Genomic DNA, 25,554 nt, shown 5'->3' on the forward strand with positions numbered 1-25,554 from the left:
GATTGGTTTATTTAATAATAAGAAACTGATTGGTTGCAAATATATACGCAACCAATCAGTTTCGCAAATTTATTTTGAAAAAACTCAGAATAGTAGCATCATTAAATTCAGGCCGTTAAAAATGTTTGACGGCCGGGGAAAAAGCCAATCATTCACTCCGTAAACTATCAACAGGATTTGCCAACGCTGCTCTTAGGGCCTTATAACCTACGGTGAACCAACCTATCAGGAGAGAAGTTATAATGGCGGCAACAAAAACCCAGACACCCGGCGAAATACGATAAGCGAAAGTTTGCAGCCAACCATTCATCAGGTACCATGCAAGAGGCGCCCCAATAACGAATGCCACTACGATGAGCACTAAAAACTCCTTCGAAAACAGATATACGATGCTGCCTGTTGATGCGCCTAAAATCTTCCGTATGCCCACCTCCCGGGTACGCTGCACAGCCATAAATGATACCAGGCCGTACAAGCCAAGGCAGGAGATAAAAATCGCGATAAGCGCAAATACTTTATAAATCAGTTCGAGCTGATTCTCCTGTTCATAAAATTTGGCAATACTATCGTCAACAAAAAAGCCGGTGTAAGCATATTCGGGATACTTTTTTTCCCAGGCACTTTGTACCAATGCTGCCGTTTTTGCAAGGTTTCGGCCTTCAATTTTTATCGCTATCTGCTGCTCCGATTGTTTTGAGGGATACATCACCAGCGGCTTAATCTCCTCACGCATGGAATTTGTTTTGAAGTCGGCAACAACACCTACTATAGGCAGGTTTCCGTAACTGTCGAAAGTAAGGGTTTTACCCAAAACATCGTTGGCGTTTTTAATACCGAGTTTGTGTACCATGTTTTCATTAATCACCAGTTCGCGTGCGGTATCACTGGGAGCATAACCTCTGCCTGCTATAAACCTGAGACCAAACGTTTTGAAATAGTCTGCATCGGCTATTTTCATGAAGATATCAAAGCCCGGATCTTTTTCTGAATGATTAAAATAGAAATTGCTTGAATTGTTATGCGATGACGATGGTGCATCAGCCGAAAAACTGGCTGCTTTTACACCCGGCAATACCAGCACTTGCTGTTTAAAGCTGTTCAATCGTGATAAACCAACGCTATCGGCAGGGCATGGTACAGCCAATATGGCTTCTTTATTAAATCCAAGGTCGGCACTGTTTACAAAATCCATTTGCTTAATAGCGATAGCCGTTCCGATAATCAGTAGTTGAGAAATAGCAAACTGGGTAATTACCAGCGCACGGCGGAGCGATATACCGCCGACCGCGGCAGAATTAATTTTGTTTTTGAGCGCCTGAACAGGTTTAAACCCGGATACGATAATTGCCGGGTATATCCCCGAAAGCAGGATCACGACAATTATTACGTAAGCCAGGCAAAGCAATGTACCAGGATTGAACAGACCAATGCTATCCGGAACGCTGGCGATATGTTTGAGTAATGGCAATGCAATTTCGGCCACACATATCGCAAGCCCCGCGGAAAACAATACGATAATGGCCGTCTCGCACATTACCAGACCTATTAATTGCCCACGGCTACTGCCCAGTACTTTGCGGATACCCACCTCTTTGGAGCGACCAACGGATTGAGCAGTAGAAAGATTAATAAAGTTGATGGATGCCATAATGATGATCAGTACAGCGATCAGCGACAGGGTGCGCAGCGTGGCCCTGCTGGTTACGTGATCGCCTAATGTACCGCCAAAGCTGGTATCAAAGTGGATTGTTGATAAGGGTTGTGCTACAGCAAATCTTTTCCTGGCAGTACGTTGATTGTTATTAAATTGTTTTTGGGAAAAACTGAGCATTTGACTTTCTACGGTGCTTTGCAATACATTCGCAGGAAATTTTATATATACCTGCCAGTCACTGCTGGTTTCATCCCAGGTATATGAATAATGATAGCTTTTTGCATTCTGCTTCCAGGTGATGTACGAAATAAGTACTTTAAATGGCAGGTCGGTATTTGGCGGCACATCCTCTATCACACCTGCAACCCTCAGCGTCAGCAGGTTATCCATGCGAAGCATTTTCCCTAACGCCGATTGCCAACTGCCAAAATATTTTATGGCACTGCTCTTATCTATTACCACCGTATTGGGGTCTTTTAAAGCCGATGCACCGCCGACGAGCCAGGTTGCCTGAAAAATATCAAAAAGCTGGGGCTCGGCAAACATGATACCGGTGTTCTCAACAAACTTTTTATCGCCTGCCGGGTTACCATTAGCCGCCGGCGCCAAAATCTGGCTTCCGTAAACGGCATTGATGCCTGTAACAACAGCGTGCGGAAAATAAAGGCGAAAAGCGTCTAAAGCAGGTGTTGAAATCCCGGAACTATACCTGATATTACCTTCCCTCTCCTTTTTTGTTACGATGCGATAGGTACTTTCATAACCGGGTTGATATGTATCAAAGCTCAACTCATATTGAACAACTACAAATATGAGCAAACAGGCCGCAACGCCCACTGCAAGACCGGCTACATTAATGGCCGAATAACTTTGGTGACGGGTGATATTACGCCACGCGATTTTAAAATAATTTTTAAACATATAGCTATGGTTTAATTTCGTGGAAGACCACATGGTTGTGGCTTCATGCTTCGAAATTATCCCTGCAAACTGCGTATGTCGTCTTAAGTTATAACTTGGGAACTCTTTTTTGGGGCCGTTTTTATATTCCGCAGGGCTTTTGCCTGTCATTTGTTTAAAAATGCGATTAAAGGTTGATTTTGAATTAAACCCACACTCCAATGCAATGCCGAGCAGGGTTAAATTGGCGAAAGCAGGGTCCTGCATTTTCCGGATTACATCTGCAACGCGATATTCATTAATAAAATCGTTAAAATTTTTTTTTAGTGCCCCATTGATAATCCGGGATAGCTCATGAACAGTAATCCCAAGTTTTTCTGCAAGTGAGGTCAAATTCAGCTCTGCATCCCGATAGTACCTGTTGGCCTCTGTAGCCTTCCTAAGCCAGGCTCCTTTTTGCCTGAGCTCTGCCGAAACCGGTGTTTTGAAAACCGGAGAGGCCTGCAACATAACTGGGGTTCCCGGTTTTGAATGAACTGTCGCCGCTATCCAAATCATCATTCCGGCTAACAGCAAATACAAGGGGTAGTAAGTGTCAATACCTAAACGGTAATGGAAATAAAAATAATCTACAGCAGTATATGGCAGCCATAATAACCATAAAAGGCTAAAAGCCCTGATCAATCGGCTCAGCCAGCGCATTTGGTTGCGATAGCGGTCATTTATATTATTGAATTTTAACTGCCGGTAATAGTTTTCAATCAGCCTGAAAGAAATATACAGGTAAGCAATCGTAGAAATGAACGCGGCTATATTCAATACCGGGCCCATTTGCCGAAAAATAGGTGTATAAAAAGTTGCCGCGCCAATGCTGGTACTTTGCCAAATCTCCAATACAAAAACGCCCTGTTGCAGCAACAAAGGGATAAAGTGCAGCAAATCCCTACCACTCAATATGTAAGCGGGCCGGGTTATCTTAAGTACGTAAAAATAGATGAGCGGGCCCAGTGCCAACGAAAATTGAAGCGGTAACCAGCTCCAATACTGAAAGTAGGCACCCAAGCCGATATTTTCCCCCAACACACAGGCCATCCATAAAACAATGGTTAGCACAGCAAGGGCAAGAAAACGGTTTGCAGTGATGTTAATGTTTTTGGTAAACCATAACAGCAGGCTAAGCGTAAGGCCGATAAATATCGCAGCCAAAAACGCAAGATCATAGAGGGTGATATGGAAGGTGTATGCGGCCAAGTTGCAATATTAGTTCAAAGGCTATTCCAATTTTATAACTCACTAATATACAACAGTCAAGACTTAACAAACAGAAATCATTGTAATAAAAACGAACATTTGGTTGTACCGATTTGAGTCAATTTCGGGTTTGGTGTGCATTACCCTTTTTGTTACACAATCAAGAGAGGTAAATAATGGAAGTTAGTGAAACGCATGCACTGAATTTGAATGATTCTCGTCACTTATAATCATGTCTGAATTTGTCTAAAACTCCTGTCCATCACATTTTTCAAATTGTTCATCACATTTTACTTTCAGAAGAAAACCAGGCTTTGTACCATTGTAATAGAAAGACATAAATCTTATTTCACTAAAGGCCATGTTAAAACAATTCAATTTAAAATTTAAGGATGATGCCGTCCGGATAGAGTTTTGGATAGCAACCGGTTTTATAGTTGCAGCGGTATTGATATCTATACTGGATCTGGGACATCAAAATCAATTAAGCTCGGAAACACTGATGCCGGTGTTGTTCAGTTACCTGATAACCTTTACAATATATCTTTTACTTTGCTTTTATATGGCGCCGGCTTTTGAAAGCGAAAGCAAAGCGCCCCTGCAGGGGTCCCTGTTCCTGCTCGTTTTCATGGCGCTTGGTTACCTGGTTGGGATCATCAATATTTATTTTACAGCCTTGCTCGCCCTCAAGCTCCTGTACATTTATTTCAACCGTAACCGGCAAAACAGCGATAGTGCTCTTTACAGTGAGGCAACCCTGCTTACCGCATCCTGGATCCTGATTACCGTAGGGCTGCTTTACCTCTCTACCCCACTAATGATGCGGTTTTATGTGCTCTTTGTAGTACCTGTCGCCATCTCCCTATACTTGTACGCTGTACATGTGGTTTTGCCCACTCTTAAATCAGGAAACAGGAATATCTTTTATTATTTCCTCCGCATGTTGGTATTTATTCCGCTGTCTTGCATAGCAGTATTTTTAATCAGTTTATCATTTAAGGGCGCTAACCATGTGTTGGTAAGACCCATGGCCAACGCGGTAATGATCATTGATACCGGGGACGATAACAATACTCAATTTCTGGTGGTCCTAAACTTTTTTACGCAACTGTTATTAGTAATGCCCCTTGCGCTCAGTACCTACAGGCGGCGCAATATGAAGAATCAGGAAGAAATTAAGATGTTGAAAACTGAACTTGGGCAATCAGATGCCAATCTCAATTTTTTAAAGTCGCAGATCAACCCTCACTTTTTGTTTAACGCTTTGAATACGCTGTACGGCACCGCACTGCAGGAACAGGCTGCGCGAACTGGAGAAGGCATCCAAAAATTAGGCGAAATGATGCGCTTTATGTTGGAGGAAAATATCAAAGACACCATTACGCTTTCGCGCGACATTGAATACCTGAAGAATTATATCCTGCTTCAAAAACTGCGTAGTGCTACATCGCCCTCTATAGTGATAGAAACTGATATCGAAGAATATCAGGGGCCACTAATCATCACCCCAATGTTGCTGATCCCATTTGTGGAGAACGCATTTAAACATGGTATCAGCCTGCAAAACTCCTCACACATTAAGGTAGCCCTGCAGGTTGAAGGCACAACAGTTTATTTTGATGTTCATAACAGTATCCACAGCCGCCAGGACAACGATCCTGAAAAAGAGCGGGGCGGCATTGGCCTGGAAAACGTAAAACAAAGGCTCAATTTGCTCTATCCCAACCGTCATGAACTGGTGATGCGCGAAAATGCCAGGGAGTTTTTCGTTCACCTCTCCATACAACTGGCCGCTAATCACTAATTTTAACGTATGATAGCCATCGCCATTGATGATGAACCCATAGCACTCGACGTAGTTAGAGCGCATGCAGCTATGGTACCTTTTATCGAGTTAAGAGAAACTTTTACGAATGCCTTTGAAGCAGCAAGTTATTTACAGAAGAATAAAGCTGATCTGATTTTCCTGGACATTAAAATGCCGGATATCAGCGGCATAGATTTTTTGAACAGTATTAACAATGCACCGATGGTTATTTTTACCACAGCGTATTCCGAACATGCGGTACAAAGCTTCGAGCTGGACGCGGTCGATTATCTGCTGAAACCCTTTTCCCTCCCACGGTTCCTGAAAGCCTGCAATAAAGTATACGAACTCTATAACTTGCGAAACAAATCTCAGGCCGACGAGCTGCATCAGTCCATCTTCATCAAAGACGGCTATGAACAAATCAAAGTAAAGCTTAACGACATCCTATTTATCGAAGCGGCCGGCAACTACGCCAAAATCTTCCTGCAAGACGATACTTCGCTAAGTACACGGATCACCATAACGGATATGCAGCTCATGCTTCCTGCAAATAAATTCATCCGCACTCACCGGGCATTTATAGTTGCACGCGATAAGGTTAGCAAATTTGATAAAACACAAGTTACCATCAATGAGCACATCATTCCTATCGGTGCAACTTATGCTCAATGCATGCAAATGTTATAGATCTGCGTTAAGCGTAACCTCTTAATTTTATTTTATGCACTAACACGCCGTCGATGTTTCTAACCCGCGTTGATAAAAACAAAACCCGATCTACATATGTAAAGAGCGGGCATTGCAGATCGGCCGCTCCATAATGAATTTCTTTAAAATATCAGGAACAAAGTATATACGGGTGTATATTTCATAATTTACTTACTTGTATTTAGCAACCACCTTTGCGGGGGGCATGCTTATAAATTGTTTTACTATCTCGTTCTGCATATTCGCCCGATATTATTGGATATACATACTTGGGCGCATATGATATGCTATGGCTTTTTATAATTATTTTGTCGTTAACTTTCAGGCTATTTAGCTGCTGAGGCTCATCGTCAAACCTAAGAATATAATCATCACCATTAATCCTGGCCATCACTCCGAAACCTAATAATGAGCCTGGCGGAAGAGAAAGAGAGGTTACAACAGCCTCCATATTGGTATAATCCCTAATATACTTCCTTATTTTAGCAGCGCCGGCATACACTTTTTTACCTTCCGGAGACGCTTCCCATTCTTTGTACTTTATACCATCAGGGCTCGCCTCCCATTTTTTCAATGCAGCTCCCCTTTCAGCAGCAGAGAGGGGCTTTGAGGTTGGCTTTTTAGAAGCATCATTTTTAATTTCACGATTTGCAAATACTACTCCGCTTACCACAACCAGCGGTAAGATCAGCACATAAATACCTTTTTTCATACTTTTTGTAGGTTTTAATTAAAATAGAACTGTCTCCTGATAACAGAAGCCTTTTAAGCCCTTTTTTTCATGCCCCTTAAAGTTGGGCGTAGCAAAATTACTTTGATGCCCTTCAGCACAAGGAATTTGGATTGTAAATAAAAATGTAAACTTTGTAAATAAAATACTGACACTATGCATCTTAGCTAAAATCCCCTTTCGGGAAGTACAAAAGGATTAGCAACTGAACGCCGGGAAATAAAAAACTTAACTGAAAGGCTGGAATAACTTAAAGGGTTGCCCCCATACCCTAATGGGTAACATCGGTACCGCCACGTATACAAAATCCACAAGGTTATTTATATTCACAAAATATTTACCAACCTTTTCCCATTAATGAAAAAGCTGTTTATAATAATTACCCTATTTATACTGGCGCAAAGCGTAACAGCACAACAAAATGCGCTCAGACATATTGCTGATAGCATTTATGCAGAGGGGGAAATGCTTTATCGTTCCGAATGGGCATCGGGGCATGGTACACAAATTTTCACCTCCAGATTCGGCGAGAAGAAGCTGTTATCTGGCGGGTATTTTTCTTATGAAACCCCAAAAGGGCTTACTACTATCTTTTTTTCTAAAAATGAGGATCCAGTAGCATTAGCCACAGTTAAATTCGACTATGGCTTAGATTCGTCTAAATACAGTATAGATACAACTACAAGAAAACTTACCGAAGATGAAAAGGGCTTTTATACCATACGGTCAAAAGCCGCACAAGCTGTTTTAGGCGACACGCTTTTTAAATTTTATGAGCATACCAGTTTAAATCTTGTTCCTATTGTAAAAAATGAGGCAAAAAGAGTATATGTCATTACCGCTCAAACCCTACAGGATGAAGTATTATTAGGAAATGATTACCTGATTATCTTTGACAAAGACGATAATATAATTAAAGAAACAAAGCTTCATAACAATCTTATTCCCCTGGGAACTGGCGGTAAAGATCCGATAAAAGCATCTTCCCATCAACATTTAGGTAAAACAAGTCCATTTATAACCGCAACAGATATCTGTGCATTTAAATTATGGAGGGCAAAAACAACTTGGGTGATCAGTTTTGTTGTCTCAGCTGGATATGTATCTGCATGGCACTTTCGCGATGAGTTTTTAGAAATTCTAACCCAAGACCAATGGCAAAAAATAATGAAAAACCAATAGCCTTATCGGGTAAAATGAAGAGCAAAATAATCACAAAAAAAACGGTGGGGAAAGCCTTTCCACTCTGGTTCTTGCGCACATTAAATCTCAAAGTCTCTTTCAGTGCAGAACCCTATATGGCTCGAACCAGAATGGGCTTCAATTCCTTTAAACGTAGCTTGTAAAAAGCTGCAAAACAAAAAAAGGGCCTTTACGATATCGTAAAGGCCCTTCAGTGCGCCCACCTGGGCTCGAACCAGGGACCAAAAGATTATGAGTCTTCTACTCTAACCGACTGAGCTATAGGCGCGGTTATTTGTTTTTGTTTGCGGGTGCAATTTTACATATTTGCGGCCATATCTCAAACTCTTTTTATGGAAAATATTAAAAATATCATCTTTGATTATGGCAATGTTATTTTCAGCCTTAGCTTCGCCAGTGTACAACAAGCATGGAATCAATTAGGTATAAGCAACCCTGAAACATTTTTTGGACACAAAACTCAGGATGAAATTTTTGATAAATTTGATCGCGGAGAGGTTACCGCAGACCAATTCAGGGAGTATGTAAGGGAAAAAACCAACAATCCATCACTCAGCGATGTGCAAATCGACGCTGCATGGAATAGTATTTTAGTTGGAATTGCCGATGGCAACCATGATCTGTTACTCAAATTAAAAGATAAATACCGCACATTTTTGTTGAGTAATATCAACGCAATCCACTATGATTATATCATGAACTACCTTAAAACCGATTTCGGTTTCGACGGGAATGATCATTTGTTCGAAAAAACATATTACTCACACCTTACCGGCAAGCGCAAGCCGGAACGCGCCATCTTTGAACAAGTATTAAAGGAGAATGATCTGAAACCGGAAGAGACTCTATTTATTGACGATAGTCCGCAGCATTTGGAAGCTGCTAAAAAACTGGGCATTCAAACCTTTTTAATGACGGCTCCCGATACTATACAGGCTTTTGCAAAAAGAGCGCATTTAATTTAATAAATGCGCTCTTTTAATAGCTCAATGAATTAAGCGCTTCGGCGCTTTCTTTCTTTTGTAATCAAGCTCAATTCGCGACTCATTTGACCGGCTATGGCCGTATTTTCCTGTGCACGACGGAACAAGTACGGCAGTACAGCTTTTACCGGCCCGTAAGGCACATATTTGGCTACATTATAATCAGCATCGGCCAGGTTAAAGCTCAAGTTATCGCTCATGCCCAGTAATTGCGAGAAATAAACATGCGGGTGCTTGTGATCGATACCTTTATTATCCAGTAACTCGGCCAGTAGGCGGCAACTTTCTTCGTTATGCGTGCCTGCTATAAATGCTATTTGATCAATATGGCTTGTGCAATAATCAAGCGCCGAATCATAATCAAGGTCAGCCGATTTTTTATCAGGCTGAATTGGCGATGGGTAACCTTTTTCTTCGGCGCGTCTACGTTCTTTTTCCATGTAAGCACCACGTACAATCTTTGCACCCAATATAAACCCTTCGCTTTGGGCAATCTCATGATCATTTAACATTGATGCCAATTTATCATGCCTGTACATTTGATAGGTATTATATACTATAGGCTTTTGCTTGTTAAACTGCGTCATCATGGTAAGCGCCAAAAGATCAATAGTATCCTGGATCCAGCTCTCTTCTGCATCTATCATTACCGGTACATTATTTTTATATGCCTTATCGCATATGGCCAGCACCCTGGCTTGTACCCTTCTCCACTCCTCCTCTTCAGCATCGTTTAGTTTAAGGCGCGCGTCAAGCTTCTCAAGCAAACCGAAACGGCCTACTCCTGTTATTTTAAATACGGTAAGCGGAATAGCATTATCTTTTGCAGCACGTTCAATGGTACGGATGATCTCATCACGGGTATTATCAAATACCGTTTCTTCTTCTTCACCTTCTACCGAGTAGTCTAAAATAGTACCTACCCTGCCACTATAAAGGTTTTTGATGGTATAATCACATTCGGCAATAGTTTCACCGCCACAAAAATGTTTAAATATGGTAGTTTTGATGATACTTTTTATCGGTAAGCCTATCTTCATAGCAAAGTTGGTAACCGACGGACCTATCTTTACTAAAAAGTTGACATTGATCATTCTGAACAGCCAATATGCCCGGTTCAGATCGGCGTTGGATGAATGGCGAAAAGCTATTTCTGTATTTTCGAACGAGGGCGTATTTCGTCCTTGGTTATTGTTAGTTTCAAAAGAGGTCATCTGCAAAATTATAAAATGATAACTCATAATTGCATGAATAGTTTATTTTTGCCATCCCATGATCGAATTTAAGTTAGAAGGGGACTTTATCCCCATGATCCAGCTACTCAAAGCTGCGAACTTAGTACAAACCGGCGGCGAAGCGCAAATAGTTGTAACTGAGGGACTCGTGAAGTATAACGGTGCAGTTGATTACCGTAAACGCCTTAAAGTTAAAAGAGGAGATACGGTTGAGTTCGATGGAAATAAAATTATAGTAATATAATAATGAACACTATTTTAAGCGATAATTACTCGGTTTATTTTGATAATAGCCTTGATGAGTTAGTTGATTTTATCAAAAAAGGCAACTATTCAAAATTTTTTATTTTAACCGACGAAAATACAGGCGAGCATTGCCTGCCCTTACTTACAAGCAAACTTACCGGCTTCAATAATTACGACCTGATCGAGATCTCTTCGGGTGAGGAAAGCAAAAACATTGACTTTTGCGTAGGCGTTTGGAAAATGCTGATTGATTTTGGTGCCGACCGCAAAAGTCTGATGATCAATTTAGGTGGTGGTGTCATAACAGATATGGGAGGCTTTGCTGCATCCACTTATAAAAGAGGGATTGATTTTGTGCAGGTGCCCACCACTCTCCTTTCGCAGGTTGACGCCTCTGTTGGCGGCAAAACAGGTATTGATGTTGATGGCATCAAAAACATTATTGGCACTTTCACCATGCCTAAAGCAGTATTTGTTGCACACGAGTTTTTACAAAGCCTGCCTCCGCGCCAGATCCTTTCAGGTTTGGCCGAAATGCTTAAACATGGTTTAATTGTTGATGCCGCCTACTGGAACAAGCTAAAAAACAGCGACCTTAAAAACCCATCAGTTGAATTGGTACATCGTTCAGTGGAGATCAAAAATGAAATTACCATCGAAGATCCGCACGAGAAAGGCATCCGCAAGGCGCTTAATTTTGGACACACCATTGGTCATGCTGTCGAGACATATTCATTACTTCATGACAAAGACAGCCTTTCGCACGGTGAAGCCGTAGCTATCGGCATGATCTGCGAATCATACCTCGCCCACAAAAAAGCAGGATTGTCTTCAGACGAACTTCATGAAATTGTAACGGTATTAACCGATCTTTACCCGGGATATACCATTAACGAGGACAGTTTTGATGAGCTGTTACTGAACATGAAAAAAGACAAAAAGAACGTGGGCGACGAAATTAATTGCACCTTATTGACACATATAGGCCAGTTTAGTATTGATAATGTGTGCACTGCCGACGAACTTTGTGAAAGTTTGAGATATTACATTAACCTGTAAAATGTTACAACATTTAGATCCGCGTAATCAGGCTGCTCTTGTATTAATGTGCTTACTGGTTGTTTTAACCCTGGTTGAAATGGCCTTAAGCTATTGGGAAGACCGCAAATATTATGAAACGCGCGACACACTCACTAATATTTATCTTACTTCGCTGGCCGTAGTCACCAACCTTTGCGTTAAGGTATTTACATTTTTTATACTCGACTATACTTATCAGCATTACAGGCTTTTTGAAATCCGGAACATTTTCTGGTATTGGTTTGTACTGGTCATAGTTCAGGACTTTTTGTACTGGGTACTGCATTACACCGGCCATTATTGCCGCATGTTTTGGGCTATGCATGTTACCCATCATTCGTCCGAACATTTCAATTTCACAACGGGTTTTAGGTCTACAGTTTTTGAACCGCTTTACAGGGTATTCTTTTATTTACCGCTGGCCGTAATGGGTTTTACTGCTTTAGACATTTTATACGCATATTTAATAACACAGCTTTACGGTAACCTGGTACACACGCAATATAAAATCCCGTTGCCAAAATGGTATGGCTGGATCTTTGTAACGCCCGCACATCACCGTGTACACCATGCATCAAACATCCCTTATCTCGACAAAAACATGGGCATGGTATTGATCATTTGGGACAGGATATTTGGAACCTTCCGTGATGAAGACTTGCCCGAGCCTGTTAAATATGGCTTAACCAAACAACCTGAAGACATGGGACCGGTAAATGTTTTATTTCATGAATGGAAAGCATTGCTGCATGACGTTAGAAATGCACCTGATTTTAAATCAAAAATCGGGTACTTTATTCACCCCCCTGGATGGAGCCATGATGGCAGCACCCAAACTGCACGCGTATTGCAACGGGAATATAAAGAAATGGAAGAGGTACATAAAAAACACGAAACTGCCGCTTAACAACATTATATTTGGCGTGACACTTTTGTGTCGCGCTAAACCATGTTACAATTAATATCTAAACTTCAGCATAACACTTACGAGAAGGGTGAATTTTCTGATGAGCAGCCTCGTGATTTAGAAGAAACTATTCAGTTTATAAAAGATTTTCCCTGGGATGCTGAAAGAGCACTTACAGATATCCAATTAACCGGGCCATCAATTACGATTCAGGACGATGACCTAAACTACCTTAAATTTGGGCTCTACTTTAATGGTAAATTTTGTGCTTATTATCTCGACAGGGATAATCATTTATATGAGTATCATGCAAAAACTGTTGATGAAGCCTGCGATTTAGTTGCAGATTTTTTTAATCAAAAGCTCAATTTAAGTTTATTTGAAAAACACTTCTTTAATATTGGCAATAAGCCTCACTTTATAACCAACGATTTTATATACCGGTTTAACTCCGCCAGGGTATTTGCAATTGGATTAGTAATTTCAGTTTACTTGTTATTTTTTTTCGGTGTACTGTTTTTTACAGCTATTGGAAAAGAGAAAGCTATGCCTGTGAGTGTATTTTTAACTATGATCGTGACTTTAGGAATATTGATTGGCTATATTGCTGCAACAACGATGAAGGGAAGGCATCAATATTTACAAATATCGAAGGGGAAAACTCAATTTTCATATGGATACGACGAAGAGCATATCGTAGTATACGATAAAGCAGATATTAAAGAGATTTCCTACACTCTTGGCAGTAAAGGATCAGTAAGTAATGTAAAAATAATGTTTAAGAATGGAGAATTTATTCAACCTGCTAATTTACTTGACGGAATGACATTGCTCGAAAAATTCCCCAAAACACCCAAAACTGTCTCGAATCAACGTTTTTTCTCTTTCAGCAGAAGGTAAAAAAGGCAATCTGCCCAAATTAAATTTGGTTGACTATTCTTTTTTTATAAAAAATAAAATTTTCTATTGACAAACTCTTTTTTTACCGTACATTTACGGCGTAATAAAAAACAACAAATGAAATTAACAGGTGCATACTTTTTTGGTTACTACTTTTACTTTACCAGTGAGAGCCGGGACTAATATGTACTAAACAAAACATATAAAAAACACAAAAAGTCCCGGCCCAACAGCCGGGACTTTTTGCTTTAACAGGGTTTATGAAAATAGAAAGACCAAAAGTTGCAATTCAGGGTATTCGGGCTTCCTTTCACGAGGAAGCTGCAATAAGGTACTTTGGCGAAAACATCGAAACCATTGAGTGCAACTCTTTTAAGCAAACATTCGAAAGCTTAAAAAAACGAGAAGCCGATTACGTAGTAATGGCGATAGAAAACAGTATCGCGGGCAGTATCCTGCCAAACTATACCTTGCTGCTTGATTACGGCTTCCCGGTGGTTGGCGAAATTTATCTGCCTATCCAACTGCACCTGATGGCTTTGCCCGGTGTAAAGTTTGAGGACATTAAATATGTGACCTCCCACCCTATTGCCCTGCGCCAGTGTGTTGATTTTTTTGACGAATACCCGCACCTTAAAATTGTGGAAAGTAGTGATACTGCCGCCTGCGCAAAACGCATTAGGGATGAGCAATTGACCGATACCGTTGCAGTTGCCAATGCGCTGGCAGCCCAGCTTTATGGTCTGGACGTGCTGGAACGCCGTATCGAATCAAACAAAAGGAATTTCACCCGTTTCCTGATCATGACCCAGCATGACAATGTTGAGAAGAAACCGGCTAACAAAGCTTCGTTATGTTTCCAGGTGAGTAACAAAGTTGGTGCATTAGCTAAAGTGCTTAACATATTTGCCGAAGAAGGTGTAAATATGAGCAAAATTCAGTCGATGCCGATTTTGGGTAAACGTAACGAGTACAATTTTTATGTAGATGTTGAATGGGATGAACAAAAGCAATATGATACTTCAATAAGGCAGATCCTGAAGTACACCCATAACTTCAATATTCTTGGCGAATACGAAAGGCATGACGACGAACCTGGCACTACCCCAAAACCGCACCGTGCTGAAAGGAGTATCCGCAAGTATATCAACATCAGGCGCAACGTTTAAGTTGAATGTCACGGATCAAACAGAAACCAAAAAAAATTAACATAATTAAATTTATTAACTAACATTCCCGGCCATCACCGGATAAATACAAAAACAAGATGAAACTAAATTTAAACATACAGCCGCTTAGCACCTGGATTAAAACAGGCAAGGAACCTCTGGTGATTTCAGGCCCTTGCAGCGCTGAAACCGAAGAACAATTAGTAGCCACAGCTCATTTATTAGCTCAAACAGGTAAAATCTCTGCATTGCGTGCAGGTATCTGGAAACCACGTACCCGTCCGGGCGAGTTTGAAGGTATTGGCAGCATCGGTTTGGAGTGGTTAAAACGCGCCAAAGAAGAAACCGGCTTACCAACCGCTGTTGAAGTTGCTACTGCAAAACACGTTGAAGAAGCTTTAAAAGCCGGCGTTGATATCCTTTGGGTTGGCGCACGTTCAACTGCAAATCCGTTCACCGTTCAGGAAATTGCTGATGCTTTAAAAGGTGTTGACGTTCCTGTAATGGTTAAAAACCCTGTAAACCCTGATCTTTCATTATGGGTTGGTGCATTAGAGCGTATCAATAACGCAGGTATTACCAAATTAGCTGCAATTCACCGTGGTTTCTCATCTTACGAAAAATCTGCTTTCCGTAACGAACCAATGTGGGATGTTGCTATCAGCTTAAAAACATTAGCTCCTGAGTTGCCTATCATCAACGATCCAAGCCACATTACAGGTAACCGTGATTTGATCGGCTACATTTCACAAAAAGCGTTAGACCTTGATATGCAAGGCTTAATGATCGAATCACACATCGATCCAAGTGTAGCATGGACAGATGCTAAACAACAAGTTACTCCTGCCGCACTTGCTGATATCATTGATCATTTAGCGTTACGTAAACCAGAAGTTAAAAATGCTGAAGTAAGCGATAAACTGGCTGAGCTACGTAACCAAATCGACAAAATCGATGACCTGGTGATCCAAAAAATTGCTGAGCGTATGCAGATTGCCGAAAAGATCGGTCAGTACAAAAAAGATAACAACATCACCATTTTGCAAGTTGGCCGTTGGGATGAGATCCTGCAAAAACGTACCACATACGGTAAAGCATTAAAATTAAGCGCCGAATTCACCGAAAAATTGCTTGAACTGGTTCACAACGAATCTATCCGCAGGCAAACAGAAGTAATGAACGCCGATGCCGCTCAGGGCCAGGCCGCAGAAAAACTTACACACGCTTAATTTGATAATGATGCAAAACATCATTCTTAAAAGAAACAACAAGATCGTTAACGGTACGGTTAACCTCACCGGTTCAAAAAGTGAGTGCAACCGTGCCCTGATCATCGAAGCAATAAGCGGAGGCAAGGTACATGTTGAAAACGTATCTGATGCTGCGGATGCTGTTTTACTGGCAGGTGTTTTAAGGAAGAATCAAGAGCCAAAAATCAAGAATCAAGAGATTTTGGCAGGCGATGTTTCTTCTAATTCCGAAATCGAAAATTGCAAATCCGATATCGTTGATATTGGTCCTGCAGGTACGGCTATGCGCTTTTTGACGGCTTACTATGCTATTCAGGAAGATGAAGTGATATTAACTGGTAGCAAACGCATGAAAGAGCGGCCAATAGGTATATTGGTTGATGCATTGCGTGTGCTGGGCGCCAATATTGATTATGAGGAAAATGACGGCTATCCTCCCATCAAACTAAAAGGTGGTTTTAAGCAACAAACAGGCAAAATCAGCATAAAAGGCAATATTAGCAGTCAGTACATTACCGCGCTGTTACTTATTGCCCCTGCCCTGCCTTTAGGCTTAGAGCTACATATTGAAGGTGAGTTAACGTCACGCCCCTATGTTGAAATGACTTTGGCCATGCTGGAAACTTCTGGTATCAAGCATACATGGGAAGAGAATGTTATAGCAATTGCAAACCAGGAATTTACAACAACATCATTGTACGTTGAACCTGACTGGAGCGCCGCCTCATACTGGTATGCCATTGCAGCTCTTGCTGATGAGGCCGAACTGTTTTTAACAGGATTGACACCTTATAGCTTACAGGGTGATAGCGTAATTACCGAGATCATGGCTAACTTTGGTATCACTTCGCAGTTTAAGGACGGCGGTGTTCATTTGAAGAAAGAGAACAAACCAATTTCGCGCCGCGAATTTGATCTGAAAGAATGTCCCGATCTGGCACAAACTGTAATTGTTGTTTGCGCAGCACTTGATCATGAAGCTTCATTCACCGGCTTGGAAACGTTGAAGATCAAGGAAACCGACCGCATCCTGGCACTGCAAACAGAGCTTGGCAAAATGGGTGTTAAGCTGATTGAAAAAGATGAGGTTTATACGCTTGATTGCAGCGGCAAATTCATCCCGGAGAATATCTTCATCAACACCTATCACGACCACCGCATGGCGATGGCCTTTGCGCCGCTTGCCCTCATCCTTCCTCAAATGGAGTTTGAGAACGGACCGGTAGTTGAAAAATCATATCCCGCTTTCTGGAACGATCTCGAAAAGCAAGGGTTTGAAGTGGAAGAGGTAGAAGCTTAAAGCAAAAGGCAGAAAGCCTAACGCAAAAAGCATACAAAAACTACGTTGTTGCGAGGTGCTAAGAATCTCAACCGAGGTTAAGACTTACGAAGTTTTAAAAACTTCGTAAGTCTGGATTGTAGCAACGGCAATAATATAAATAAACCAATTAAAGATATTCAGATAGGATTTTCTCATATCTCATATCTAACATCTCATATCTAAAACTATGGCAGGCAATTCATTCGGGCAATTATTCAGGATAACCACTTTTGGCGAATCACATGGCGAAGCTATCGGCGTAATTATTGACGGATGCCCGGCAGGTTTACAGGTTGACCTTGATTATATACAGGGCGAACTGGATAAACGCAAACCAGGCCAGTCAAAGATCACCACGCAACGTAAAGAAAGCGATACGGTAAAGATCCTTTCGGGCACGTTTGAAGGTAAAACCACAGGTACCCCTATTGCTATGCTGATCCCCAATGAAGATCAGCGCTCAAAAGATTACAGCCATAACGTGGATGTTTTCCGCCCTTCACATGCCGATTATACTTACCAAACCAAATACGGTATCCGTGACCATCGTGGCGGCGGCCGCTCATCAGCCCGTGAAACTGCTGCCCGCGTTGCTGCAGGCGCTTTAGCAAAACTATTGCTTAAAACCCAGGGCATCGAAATTGTTGCCCATGTTAGCAGTGTAGGCAAAATCAATGCTCCCAATGTATTCATTAGCGATCCGCTTGAGTTTATTGAAGAACGCGAAAAAAACATTGTACGCTGCGCCGATCCGGCAACAGCCGAAGAAATGATCGAGTTTATTGACAGCGTACGTAAAGATGGTGATACCGTTGGTGGTAAGATCAGCTGTTACGTAAAAAACTGCCCGGTTGGTCTTGGTGAACCAGTGTTTGATAAGTTACATGCAGATTTAGGTAAAGCAATGCTAAGCATTAACGCCGTTCACGGTTTTGAGTTTGGCTCTGGCTTTGAAGGCAGTGAAATGCGTGGATCTGAACACAACGACATTTTTGTAAAATCACATTTAGGTGATATACAAACCATCACCAACTTTTCAGGCGGAATCCAGGGTGGCATAAGCAATGGTATGCCTATTGAATTTAAGGTCGCTTTTAAACCGGTAGCTACCATCATGAAAAACCAGGCTACAATTGATAGCGAGGGCAACGCTGCCGAGATCTCGGGCAAAGGCCGTCATGACCCTTGTGTGGTTCCGCGTGCAGTACCTATTGTTGAAGCTATGGCAGCACTTGTTTTAGCCGATCACTGGCTCAGAAACAGAAACGCTAAGCTGATTTAATGATGTGCAAATATGCAGATGTGCAGATTATTATATAATTCGCACATCTGTATTGATTTCATAATTTGCACATTTGCATATCCGCACATTTGCACATCATCCTCATGCTTACCTCAATTATCCAATTATACAAACAAGCCTATAGCGGACTTTCAAAAAACAGCTGGTACCTGAGCATCGTAATGCTTATTAACCGGAGTGGTACCATGGTTGTACCATTTATGACCATTTATACCATCAGGCAGCTGCATTTTACCATCGAGCAGTCGGGTTATATTATGGCCATTTTTGGTGTGGGTGCGGTATCCGGCGGTTTTATTGGCGGTAAGCTGATCAATAAGATAGGCTTTTATGATTTACAGGTTGGTGCACTGCTTACCGGCGGGTTGCTGTTCCTGGTATTAGGCTATCAGCACAGTTTTATCAGCATGGCAATCTTTACTTTTGTACTAAGTATCTGTAACGAATCATTCAGGCCTGCTAACTCAACTGCTATTGCCCATTACAGTACCGAAGAAAATAAAACACGTTCCTATTCATTGAACCGGCTTGCTACCAACCTGGGCTGGGCTTTTGGCGGTGGTTTGGGTGGACTATTGGCCTCTATAAATTATCATTTGCTTTTTTGGGTAGATGGCTGTACCAATATTGCAGCAGGCATATTGTTGCTTACATTAATGCCTCGTTCAAAAGTGGCAAAAACAATTAAAGAAGCAGTGGCCGGTTTTGATGAAGTGGTTTCATCGGCGTATAAGGACGGCGTTTACCTGCTGTTTATCTTGTTAGCTACGCTGTTTGCAACTTGCTTCTTCCAGTTTTTTATTATGCAGCCTGTGTTTTACAAAATACAGTGGCATTTTAATGAGCGCTTTATCGGTTTCCTGCTGGCGTTAAACGGTATACTTATCGTTTTAATTGAAATGATACTGATTAACTGGCTTGAAGGCAAACGCCATGCTTTAACCTATATTATCTCTGGCATTTTAGTTACCGGAGCAGGCTTTGTATTACTTAACCTGATGCCTCATGTGCCTTTGGTAGCAATACTGATTGTATGTATGGTTACTTTGGGCGAAATGCTCTCTATGCCTTTTATGAATACCTTTTGGATTAGCCGCTCCAATGCGCGTAACCGGGGCGAGTATGCCGCTTTATACAGCATGTCGTGGTCGGGCGCACAAATTATCGCCCCATTTTTAGGGAGCCAGGTTATTGCTTATGGAGGATTTGAAATGCTTTGGTGGTTGCTGGGTGGTGTTTGCATGCTTGTTGCCTGCGGTTATTTCATCATGAAGCGATCGATCCACATCAATAAACGAGTGCCTGTTTTACCTTAATTTTTGTTACCATGAAAAAAGCTATCATATTAGATCTTGATAATACCATATATCCGGTTAGTTCCATCGCTGATCATTTGTTTAATGAACTGTTCAACTTTCTTGATCAGCATATTGCTGGTGAGGGTATCGATCATATCAACAAGGCAAAAGAAGATTTAAAACGGATCCCTTATCAAAAGGTAGCAGACAAGTACCAGTTTAGTGAAATCGTAAAAAACAAAGGGCTCGAACTGCTGAATAACATTGAGTATAAACTACCCATGCAGCCTTTCGACGATTACCAGGACATCCGCGAAGCAAACATCACCAAATTCCTGGTTACAACAGGTTTCACCAAGCTGCAATGGAGCAAGGTAAAAATGCTGAATATCGAAGCTGATTTTGAAGCCATCCACATTGTGGATCCCGAGCTTTCGTCACTAACCAAAAAGGACATTTTCACATCGATATTGGAACAATACGATTACAAACCCGAAGAAGTTCTTATTATTGGCGATGATCCAGAATCGGAGATAAAGGCCGCGAGCGAATTAGATATCGACACTTTCCTGTACGATCCCGAAAATAAACACCCTGATGCCAGGGTAACCCATCGTTCGCAAAATTTGAAAGATGCAGCGATTATTGCAAATCAGTAATTAGGAGGTGCCTACGGAGCCTTAATGTTGTTTTTTTTTAGGCTCCGTAGGTGCCTCCTTTCTCAAAGAAATTTCTACTATCGCCTGTGCTTAAGCACCTTTACAGTAACAATAAGCTGCCCCAAATGCCGCATGGTATGCTCCGCCGAATGAGTATACAAACCGATCACTGTTGACGGCAATTGCGCCCGTCCCACTCCTCTCCAATCGGTTAAGATAGATTCATCAGTAGCTTTTAGTTGATCAATGGCATTATCCACCTGAACATTAAACGCGTTTACCAAATCAGAAACAGCAATTTCATGCCCGCCCGGTTTGCCTTCCGCCGCCAGGTAACTTAGCTGTTCTTCGCTAAGCCCTTCTCCTTTAGCATAAGTAAAAAGTCTGTCCAATACGCCCGTTAAATGCCGCAAATGAAAACCTGGCGATGCCATCCCGGCAAGTTTTTCCCATAATAATGTTTCAGGAAAATCAGACATCAACTCATTGAGTTCTTCCCTCGCCTGTAAAAGCGCGTGTGCCACCGGTTGCAGCAAAGCGGGAACATCTGCCAGCGGGCCGCGAAGCCAAACTTCGGGTAATTTTGTTTCAGACATTAGTTTTTATTTAACAATGCTTTTACTTGTTCATGATTAAGCGTTTGAGGAAGACTATATATAGTCCTCACCCGCTCATGTGTATTATCAGTCCAAAGCCAGCTTGTCCACACCATAAACCAGGCCCATTCGGGTTGGGCTGCCAGAATTTCGGGTTTTGGCAGTTCACCGGTTTCTGTTAACGCTATGATTTTTCCATTAGCAACCTTAAGCAAATCGTTATAATCCCGCTGTTCATAGTCAAAATGATAAATATCAGCTCCTAAAACATCTACATAATCAGCCCCCGGATAAAAATCTTTATAATCGTAGGCTTCATCTAAGGGCAGGTCGCGTAAACCATTAGGTCCCCATACCCAAATCAGGTTGTTTAAATGATGGTAATTAGTATACCGGTCGTACATCATTTTCCAAAGTTTGATGATCCCTTCATTCCCTTTTTTATTTCCCCACCAAAACCATACACCGTTCATTTCATGATAAGGGCGCCATAAAACAGGTACATGTGCATCTCTGAGCTGTTTTAAATAACCTGCTACTACATCAACCTGCGCCAGCCATTTTTTATTCAGTTCGGTATTGGGGGTTGTCAACTCCTTCCATTGCGCATCAGTCAATTTCCCCTGGATGCTTTGCTTCCAATCATAGGGAGGATTATCAATTGGCCGGCCCTGGTGCCACATCAATGTTACGAGATAACCATCCTGCCATTTCTGTTTGGCTTCATTAACCAGGTCCTGCCCCAGGTCCTTATCTCCCCAAAGCATGAAATCTGAACCCCACACAGCGGGGTAATGTCCTGTAATAGCTTTGGCACTGTCTGAAAAAACGTCACGGTCACTGTTGTAATTCTGTTGGCCCGACAAAATTTGTTTGCCTTTTATACTATAAAGGAAAGCAAGCAATTTATTTACCTCAGGCGATGCTTCTTTATTTACTGGTTTAAAACTCTGTGCTAATGCCATGAAAGGCAATGATATGATTAAAGTAAGCGGGAGCAGTTTTTTCATTTTAATTAAAACAGATTATTCGGGTTATTGGTTATAGGGCGCTATGTTCAAAAATAAATAAAAAGCACAGCCCTTTATGGTATGGCTATTGCTATTCATACGCAATATTTAACTATCTTTCGTGTATATGATACCTATCCCCTTTAAAAAACACTTTATCCCAATTATACTTTCCACGTGTTTTATTTTGCTGCTTGCGTTTCAAAGCTGCAAAAAAAAGCACGAAATGATTGCTGAAGATATGTTCAGGATCACCCAAAATGAGATTTTCAAAAAGGCCGATACCGAAGAATACATTCCCGTTTTTAAGAGGGTGTTTGCTAAATACAGATCTAAAACAGCCAACCCGCTTGTTATTGAATCATTTTTTAAGAAGAACGAATACCAGCCTATTTTAGTAATAAACCACTTAAACAACGGCGACCTTGAGGCTTTACCCGAATACCTTGACAGGATCAATGAGCACGGCCTTGACCCTACTGTATACCCTTCAAACGAGATCAAAAGGCTTGTTGCAAAACTGAAGGACAAGACAGCAATAAAAACAATTGATGAGGCGTATGAAACTGTTGCCAAACTTGAAATTTTAACAGCCGGGGCACTGGTAAAATATTCAAATGCATTGCAATATGGGGTCATTAATCCTAAAAAGATCTACTCAAGGTACTTTATGGCGACCCGCCGCCCTGATAGTACAACCATGCTCGCTACTTTAGAAAGGGCCGATTATAAAACATTCCTGGACAGTATCCAACCCAAAAACCCGCAATATTTAGCCTTACAAAAGGCTTACAGGGACAGCGCCACTATAGAAGGGCTATCAAGAGAAGAAAGCAAACGCTATTTATTGGTTAGCCTTGAACGCCTACGCTGGAGAAATAAACCTTACGAGCCCAAATATGTTATCGTAAATATTCCCGATTTCAGGCTTGATGTTATGGATAGCGGCAAATCGGTTTTAAACATGAAGGTGTGTGTTGGCCAGGGACGTAACATGGAAAATCAAAACACATTGGAGCATTTTGACGATACCGCCCGGGCAGATAAACCGTTCCCGCGCGAAACGCCGATATTGAACAGTGTGATTCATAGCGTTGAAGTAAACCCGGTTTGGAACATTCCGCGCAGTATCGCTACCAAAGAAATCATTGTTGAAGCTGCAGAAGACCGTTTTTACCTGGCGAATAAAAATATCGATGTGTTTAAAGATGGCAAAAGGATAGCCGATCCGGAAACGATAGATTGGACACAGGTAACCCCTGATAACCTCGAGTACGAATTTAAACAGCGCCCCGGCGAAGATAACTCATTAGGTAAGATCAAATTCCTGTTCAAAAACCGCAGCAGCGTTTACCTGCACGATACACCTAACAAAGCTGCATTCCGTAAAACGATGAGAGCAGTGAGCCATGGCTGCGTGCGCCTGGGCGATCCCCTCGGCCTGGCAAAGAATTTATTTGGCGAAGGAGCTGATATCGACACCATCGCAAATGATATGATAGTGAATAAACCGGAGCCTACTAATATTGGCCTGCCTAAAAAAACACCTATTTACATTACCTACGTAACTTGCTGGGCCGATGAAAATGGCACTATCCAATATCGCCCTGATGTTTACGGTTTGGATATTGTGCTTTATGCGCACCTTCAAAGTTTTTTGGCAAAATAACAAAAAAATAGCCCGGCGAACTTGATAGTAAGCCGGGCCTCATGATTTGGTTTATAGTTGGGATTGGATTTAAAACTTAGCAAAGTTGAACGAAGTGTCGGCACTCGCCATTAAATTAAGCGGCCCTGCTTCATCCAGATATTTTGAATAATACGAATCGTCGTTTCCGCTAATAAATATAACAGTTTTTCCGGCAATTGTATTAATTACTTTATTAATTACTTTTGGCGATACAGCCGGGCAACCAAAACTTCTTCCTATGTATCCTTGCTCATTAATAGCAGCCGGACCAACATAATTTGCACCGTGCACAACAATGCTACGCATACGGGCATTGCCATTAAAACCTTCATCCATACCATCAAGATATAACGATCGGCCGTGTTTGCCGTTATAAACTTTATCAGTAACATAAAAACCGAGACTGCTTTCATGCGAGTCGTTAGCATCTGAAAAATGGCTGGCCATTTCTTCGCCACTGCCCGAACCATGGGCTACCCAGGTATTGAGTACCAGTTGTTTGCTCAACAAATTAACGATCCACATACGCTTTTCACGGCTCGATTTGCTAAAATCAACCACTGTAAGCACATCGCTGCTTTGGGGCACCATATGCGCGAGCTTTAAATTGGTGTAACCTGTAACAGCTTTTTCAAATACATTAAAAGCTAAACCAGTTTCACTAAGATGCGCTGATTCGTATAAATTATTGACGTATTGCTCAAATAGTTCTTTTGTTGTAAACGCTGCATTTTTTTTTCTTACGCTCACTGATCTGTTTGCACCATCCGATTTCCAGCTTAAGATTGTTGCTGACAGAAAAAAAATCGACATAGTGACCCACAAAAAATGTTTCCTCATACGCTTGCCTGAGTTTAAATTAATTTTAAATAATTAGGGTATAGTAACAGGTTCTGGACGGTGTGTTAACCTGCTGTTAACAGGCCAACACAAAAATATACTTTAAAACGTAAATTCCAAATTAGTAAAACAATAATTTTTTACTTAAATGAAAATAAGTTTAAAACTAAGCAATATTTTAGGCTATTATACGAAGCAAAAAAGGAAAGGTTATGGGTTAATTTTACTTAACCCATTTAATTTTATCTTTAAGTGGAACGGTGCGCTTCCCTTCGGGATACTGGTCGGCGTAACCAATGTACAATACGCCCATAACGTTATCCTCATCACGCAGATTCAAAAACTCCTTGAAAGCCGGTTTCAGGATAGCGCCACCTGTACTCCAGAATGAGGCCATATTTAAAGCGGTAGCACCCAGCAAAATATTTTGAATAGCACTTGATACAGCAGCAACTTCCTCAAATGGCGGTATTTTAGGCAGATCGCCACGTTGCATAACAGCAATGATCACGTGCGAGACTTTGTTGCCAAGCGTTTTCAGGTTATTGTAGGTAGCTTCGTTAAAATCTTCGGCAGATACGCTGTTTTTATAAACTTCGGCATGTTCAGCACAAAACTGATCGGGATTTTCATAAACAATGAAGCGCCATGGTTCAGTAAAACCATGAGTTGGAGCCCAATCGGCAAGTTCAAGTAACGCGGCAATATGCCCGTTTGGTGCTTTATGACCATTCATCATGGCCGGTTTTACAGTACGGCGGGTTTTGATATTTTCGGCGACGGTTAAAAAAGTATTATCCATAGTAGATTA

The 25,554-nt window shown here is 41.5% G+C and carries 22 protein-coding genes and 1 tRNA gene; 15 read left to right on the forward strand and 8 right to left on the reverse strand.

The window, feature by feature from the left end; genetic code table 11:
- Positions 1 to 148 precede the first annotated feature (148 nt).
- The gene (locus tag ACEN9X_RS27865; RefSeq protein WP_413668247.1) at positions 149 to 3,805 is read right to left on the reverse strand and encodes an ABC transporter permease; all 3,657 of its coding nucleotides are present in this window, start codon (positions 3,803 to 3,805) and stop codon (positions 149 to 151) included.
- 361 nt (positions 3,806 to 4,166) lie between these two features.
- Between ACEN9X_RS27865 and ACEN9X_RS27870 the strand changes: the two genes are divergently transcribed.
- Positions 4,167 to 5,609, forward strand: coding sequence for a sensor histidine kinase (locus ACEN9X_RS27870; protein WP_413668248.1), 1,443 nt, complete (start codon positions 4,167 to 4,169; stop codon positions 5,607 to 5,609).
- Positions 5,610 to 5,618: 9 nt separating this feature from the next.
- Positions 5,619 to 6,302, forward strand: a complete 684-nt coding sequence (locus ACEN9X_RS27875; RefSeq protein ID WP_413668249.1) for a LytR/AlgR family response regulator transcription factor — start codon at positions 5,619 to 5,621, stop codon at positions 6,300 to 6,302.
- A 202-nt stretch (positions 6,303 to 6,504) separates the two neighbouring features.
- On the opposite strand, the gene ACEN9X_RS27880 is transcribed toward ACEN9X_RS27875, so the two are convergent.
- A complete protein-coding gene (locus tag ACEN9X_RS27880) occupies positions 6,505 to 7,035 on the reverse strand; it encodes a hypothetical protein (RefSeq protein ID WP_413668250.1) in 531 nt (176 codons plus the stop codon).
- Between the two features lie 375 nt (positions 7,036 to 7,410).
- Here ACEN9X_RS27880 and ACEN9X_RS27885 point away from each other — a divergent pair, with 375 nt between their 5' ends.
- Positions 7,411 to 8,235 carry a hypothetical protein gene (locus ACEN9X_RS27885; protein WP_413668251.1) on the forward strand — a complete coding sequence of 275 codons (825 nt, stop codon included), beginning with the start codon at positions 7,411 to 7,413 and terminating at the stop codon, positions 8,233 to 8,235.
- Positions 8,236 to 8,450: 215 nt separating this feature from the next.
- On the opposite strand, the gene ACEN9X_RS27890 is transcribed toward ACEN9X_RS27885, so the two are convergent.
- A tRNA-Ile gene (locus tag ACEN9X_RS27890) sits at positions 8,451 to 8,524 on the reverse strand.
- Between the two features lie 64 nt (positions 8,525 to 8,588).
- Here ACEN9X_RS27890 and ACEN9X_RS27895 point away from each other — a divergent pair.
- Entirely contained in the window at positions 8,589 to 9,221 is a 633-nt protein-coding gene (locus ACEN9X_RS27895) for an HAD family hydrolase (RefSeq protein ID WP_413668252.1), read from the forward strand.
- A gap of 29 nt (positions 9,222 to 9,250) precedes the next feature.
- Here ACEN9X_RS27895 and ACEN9X_RS27900 read toward each other — a convergent pair whose 3' ends face one another.
- A complete protein-coding gene (locus ACEN9X_RS27900) occupies positions 9,251 to 10,453 on the reverse strand; it encodes a proline dehydrogenase family protein (RefSeq protein WP_413668253.1) in 1,203 nt (400 codons plus the stop codon).
- Between the two features lie 58 nt (positions 10,454 to 10,511).
- Between ACEN9X_RS27900 and ACEN9X_RS27905 the strand changes: the two genes are divergently transcribed.
- From ACEN9X_RS27905 to ACEN9X_RS27950, 10 genes are all read left to right on the forward strand, one after another.
- Entirely contained in the window at positions 10,512 to 10,718 is a 207-nt protein-coding gene (locus tag ACEN9X_RS27905) for an RNA-binding S4 domain-containing protein (protein WP_091207471.1), read from the forward strand.
- Between the two features lie 2 nt (positions 10,719 to 10,720).
- Positions 10,721 to 11,779, forward strand: coding sequence for a 3-dehydroquinate synthase (gene aroB / locus ACEN9X_RS27910; protein WP_413668254.1), 1,059 nt, complete (start codon positions 10,721 to 10,723; stop codon positions 11,777 to 11,779).
- 1 nt (position 11,780) lies between these two features.
- A complete protein-coding gene (locus ACEN9X_RS27915; protein WP_413668255.1) occupies positions 11,781 to 12,707 on the forward strand; it encodes a sterol desaturase family protein in 927 nt (308 codons plus the stop codon).
- 42 nt (positions 12,708 to 12,749) lie between these two features.
- The gene (locus ACEN9X_RS27920) at positions 12,750 to 13,607 is read left to right on the forward strand and encodes a hypothetical protein (RefSeq protein ID WP_413668256.1); all 858 of its coding nucleotides are present in this window, start codon (positions 12,750 to 12,752) and stop codon (positions 13,605 to 13,607) included.
- Between the two features lie 260 nt (positions 13,608 to 13,867).
- Complete coding sequence (locus ACEN9X_RS27925; RefSeq protein ID WP_413668257.1) at positions 13,868 to 14,776, forward strand: prephenate dehydratase; 909 nt, start codon at positions 13,868 to 13,870, stop codon at positions 14,774 to 14,776.
- 98 nt (positions 14,777 to 14,874) lie between these two features.
- Positions 14,875 to 16,005: a chorismate mutase gene (locus ACEN9X_RS27930; RefSeq protein WP_413668258.1), complete on the forward strand. Its 1,131-nt coding sequence runs from the start codon at positions 14,875 to 14,877 to the stop codon at positions 16,003 to 16,005.
- Positions 16,006 to 16,012: 7 nt separating this feature from the next.
- Positions 16,013 to 17,326 (forward strand): 3-phosphoshikimate 1-carboxyvinyltransferase, encoded by a 1,314-nt coding sequence (gene aroA / locus ACEN9X_RS27935; RefSeq protein ID WP_413668259.1) that lies wholly within the window; start codon positions 16,013 to 16,015, stop codon positions 17,324 to 17,326.
- Between the two features lie 208 nt (positions 17,327 to 17,534).
- Entirely contained in the window at positions 17,535 to 18,629 is a 1,095-nt protein-coding gene (gene aroC, locus ACEN9X_RS27940) for a chorismate synthase (RefSeq protein WP_413668260.1), read from the forward strand.
- A 104-nt stretch (positions 18,630 to 18,733) separates the two neighbouring features.
- Positions 18,734 to 19,966, forward strand: a complete 1,233-nt coding sequence (locus ACEN9X_RS27945; RefSeq protein WP_413668261.1) for an MFS transporter — start codon at positions 18,734 to 18,736, stop codon at positions 19,964 to 19,966.
- 11 nt (positions 19,967 to 19,977) lie between these two features.
- Positions 19,978 to 20,607, forward strand: a complete 630-nt coding sequence (locus ACEN9X_RS27950; RefSeq protein ID WP_413668262.1) for an HAD family hydrolase — start codon at positions 19,978 to 19,980, stop codon at positions 20,605 to 20,607.
- Positions 20,608 to 20,684: 77 nt separating this feature from the next.
- Here the strand turns inward: ACEN9X_RS27950 and ACEN9X_RS27955 are convergent, their stop codons facing one another.
- Positions 20,685 to 21,203 (reverse strand): DinB family protein, encoded by a 519-nt coding sequence (locus ACEN9X_RS27955; protein WP_413668263.1) that lies wholly within the window; start codon positions 21,201 to 21,203, stop codon positions 20,685 to 20,687.
- Positions 21,203 to 22,213: a glycosyl hydrolase gene (locus ACEN9X_RS27960; RefSeq protein ID WP_413668264.1), complete on the reverse strand. Its 1,011-nt coding sequence runs from the start codon at positions 22,211 to 22,213 to the stop codon at positions 21,203 to 21,205. Before ACEN9X_RS27960 ends, ACEN9X_RS27955 begins: the two co-directional genes overlap by 1 nt.
- 226 nt (positions 22,214 to 22,439) lie before the next feature.
- On the opposite strand from ACEN9X_RS27960, the gene ACEN9X_RS27965 reads away from it, so the two are divergent.
- Positions 22,440 to 23,882 carry a L,D-transpeptidase family protein gene (locus ACEN9X_RS27965; RefSeq protein WP_413668265.1) on the forward strand — a complete coding sequence of 481 codons (1,443 nt, stop codon included), beginning with the start codon at positions 22,440 to 22,442 and terminating at the stop codon, positions 23,880 to 23,882.
- A 69-nt stretch (positions 23,883 to 23,951) separates the two neighbouring features.
- Here ACEN9X_RS27965 and ACEN9X_RS27970 read toward each other — a convergent pair whose 3' ends face one another.
- Complete coding sequence (locus ACEN9X_RS27970) at positions 23,952 to 24,653, reverse strand: murein L,D-transpeptidase catalytic domain family protein (RefSeq protein WP_413668266.1); 702 nt, start codon at positions 24,651 to 24,653, stop codon at positions 23,952 to 23,954.
- A gap of 313 nt (positions 24,654 to 24,966) precedes the next feature.
- On the reverse strand, positions 24,967 to 25,545 hold the full coding sequence (locus ACEN9X_RS27975) for a nitroreductase (protein WP_413668267.1): 579 nt from the start codon (positions 25,543 to 25,545) through the stop codon (positions 24,967 to 24,969).
- Positions 25,546 to 25,554 lie beyond the last annotated feature (9 nt).

It is taken from the genome of Mucilaginibacter sp. Mucisp86 (assembly GCF_047324315.1).
Classification (GTDB): Bacteria; Bacteroidota; Bacteroidia; order Sphingobacteriales; family Sphingobacteriaceae; genus Mucilaginibacter.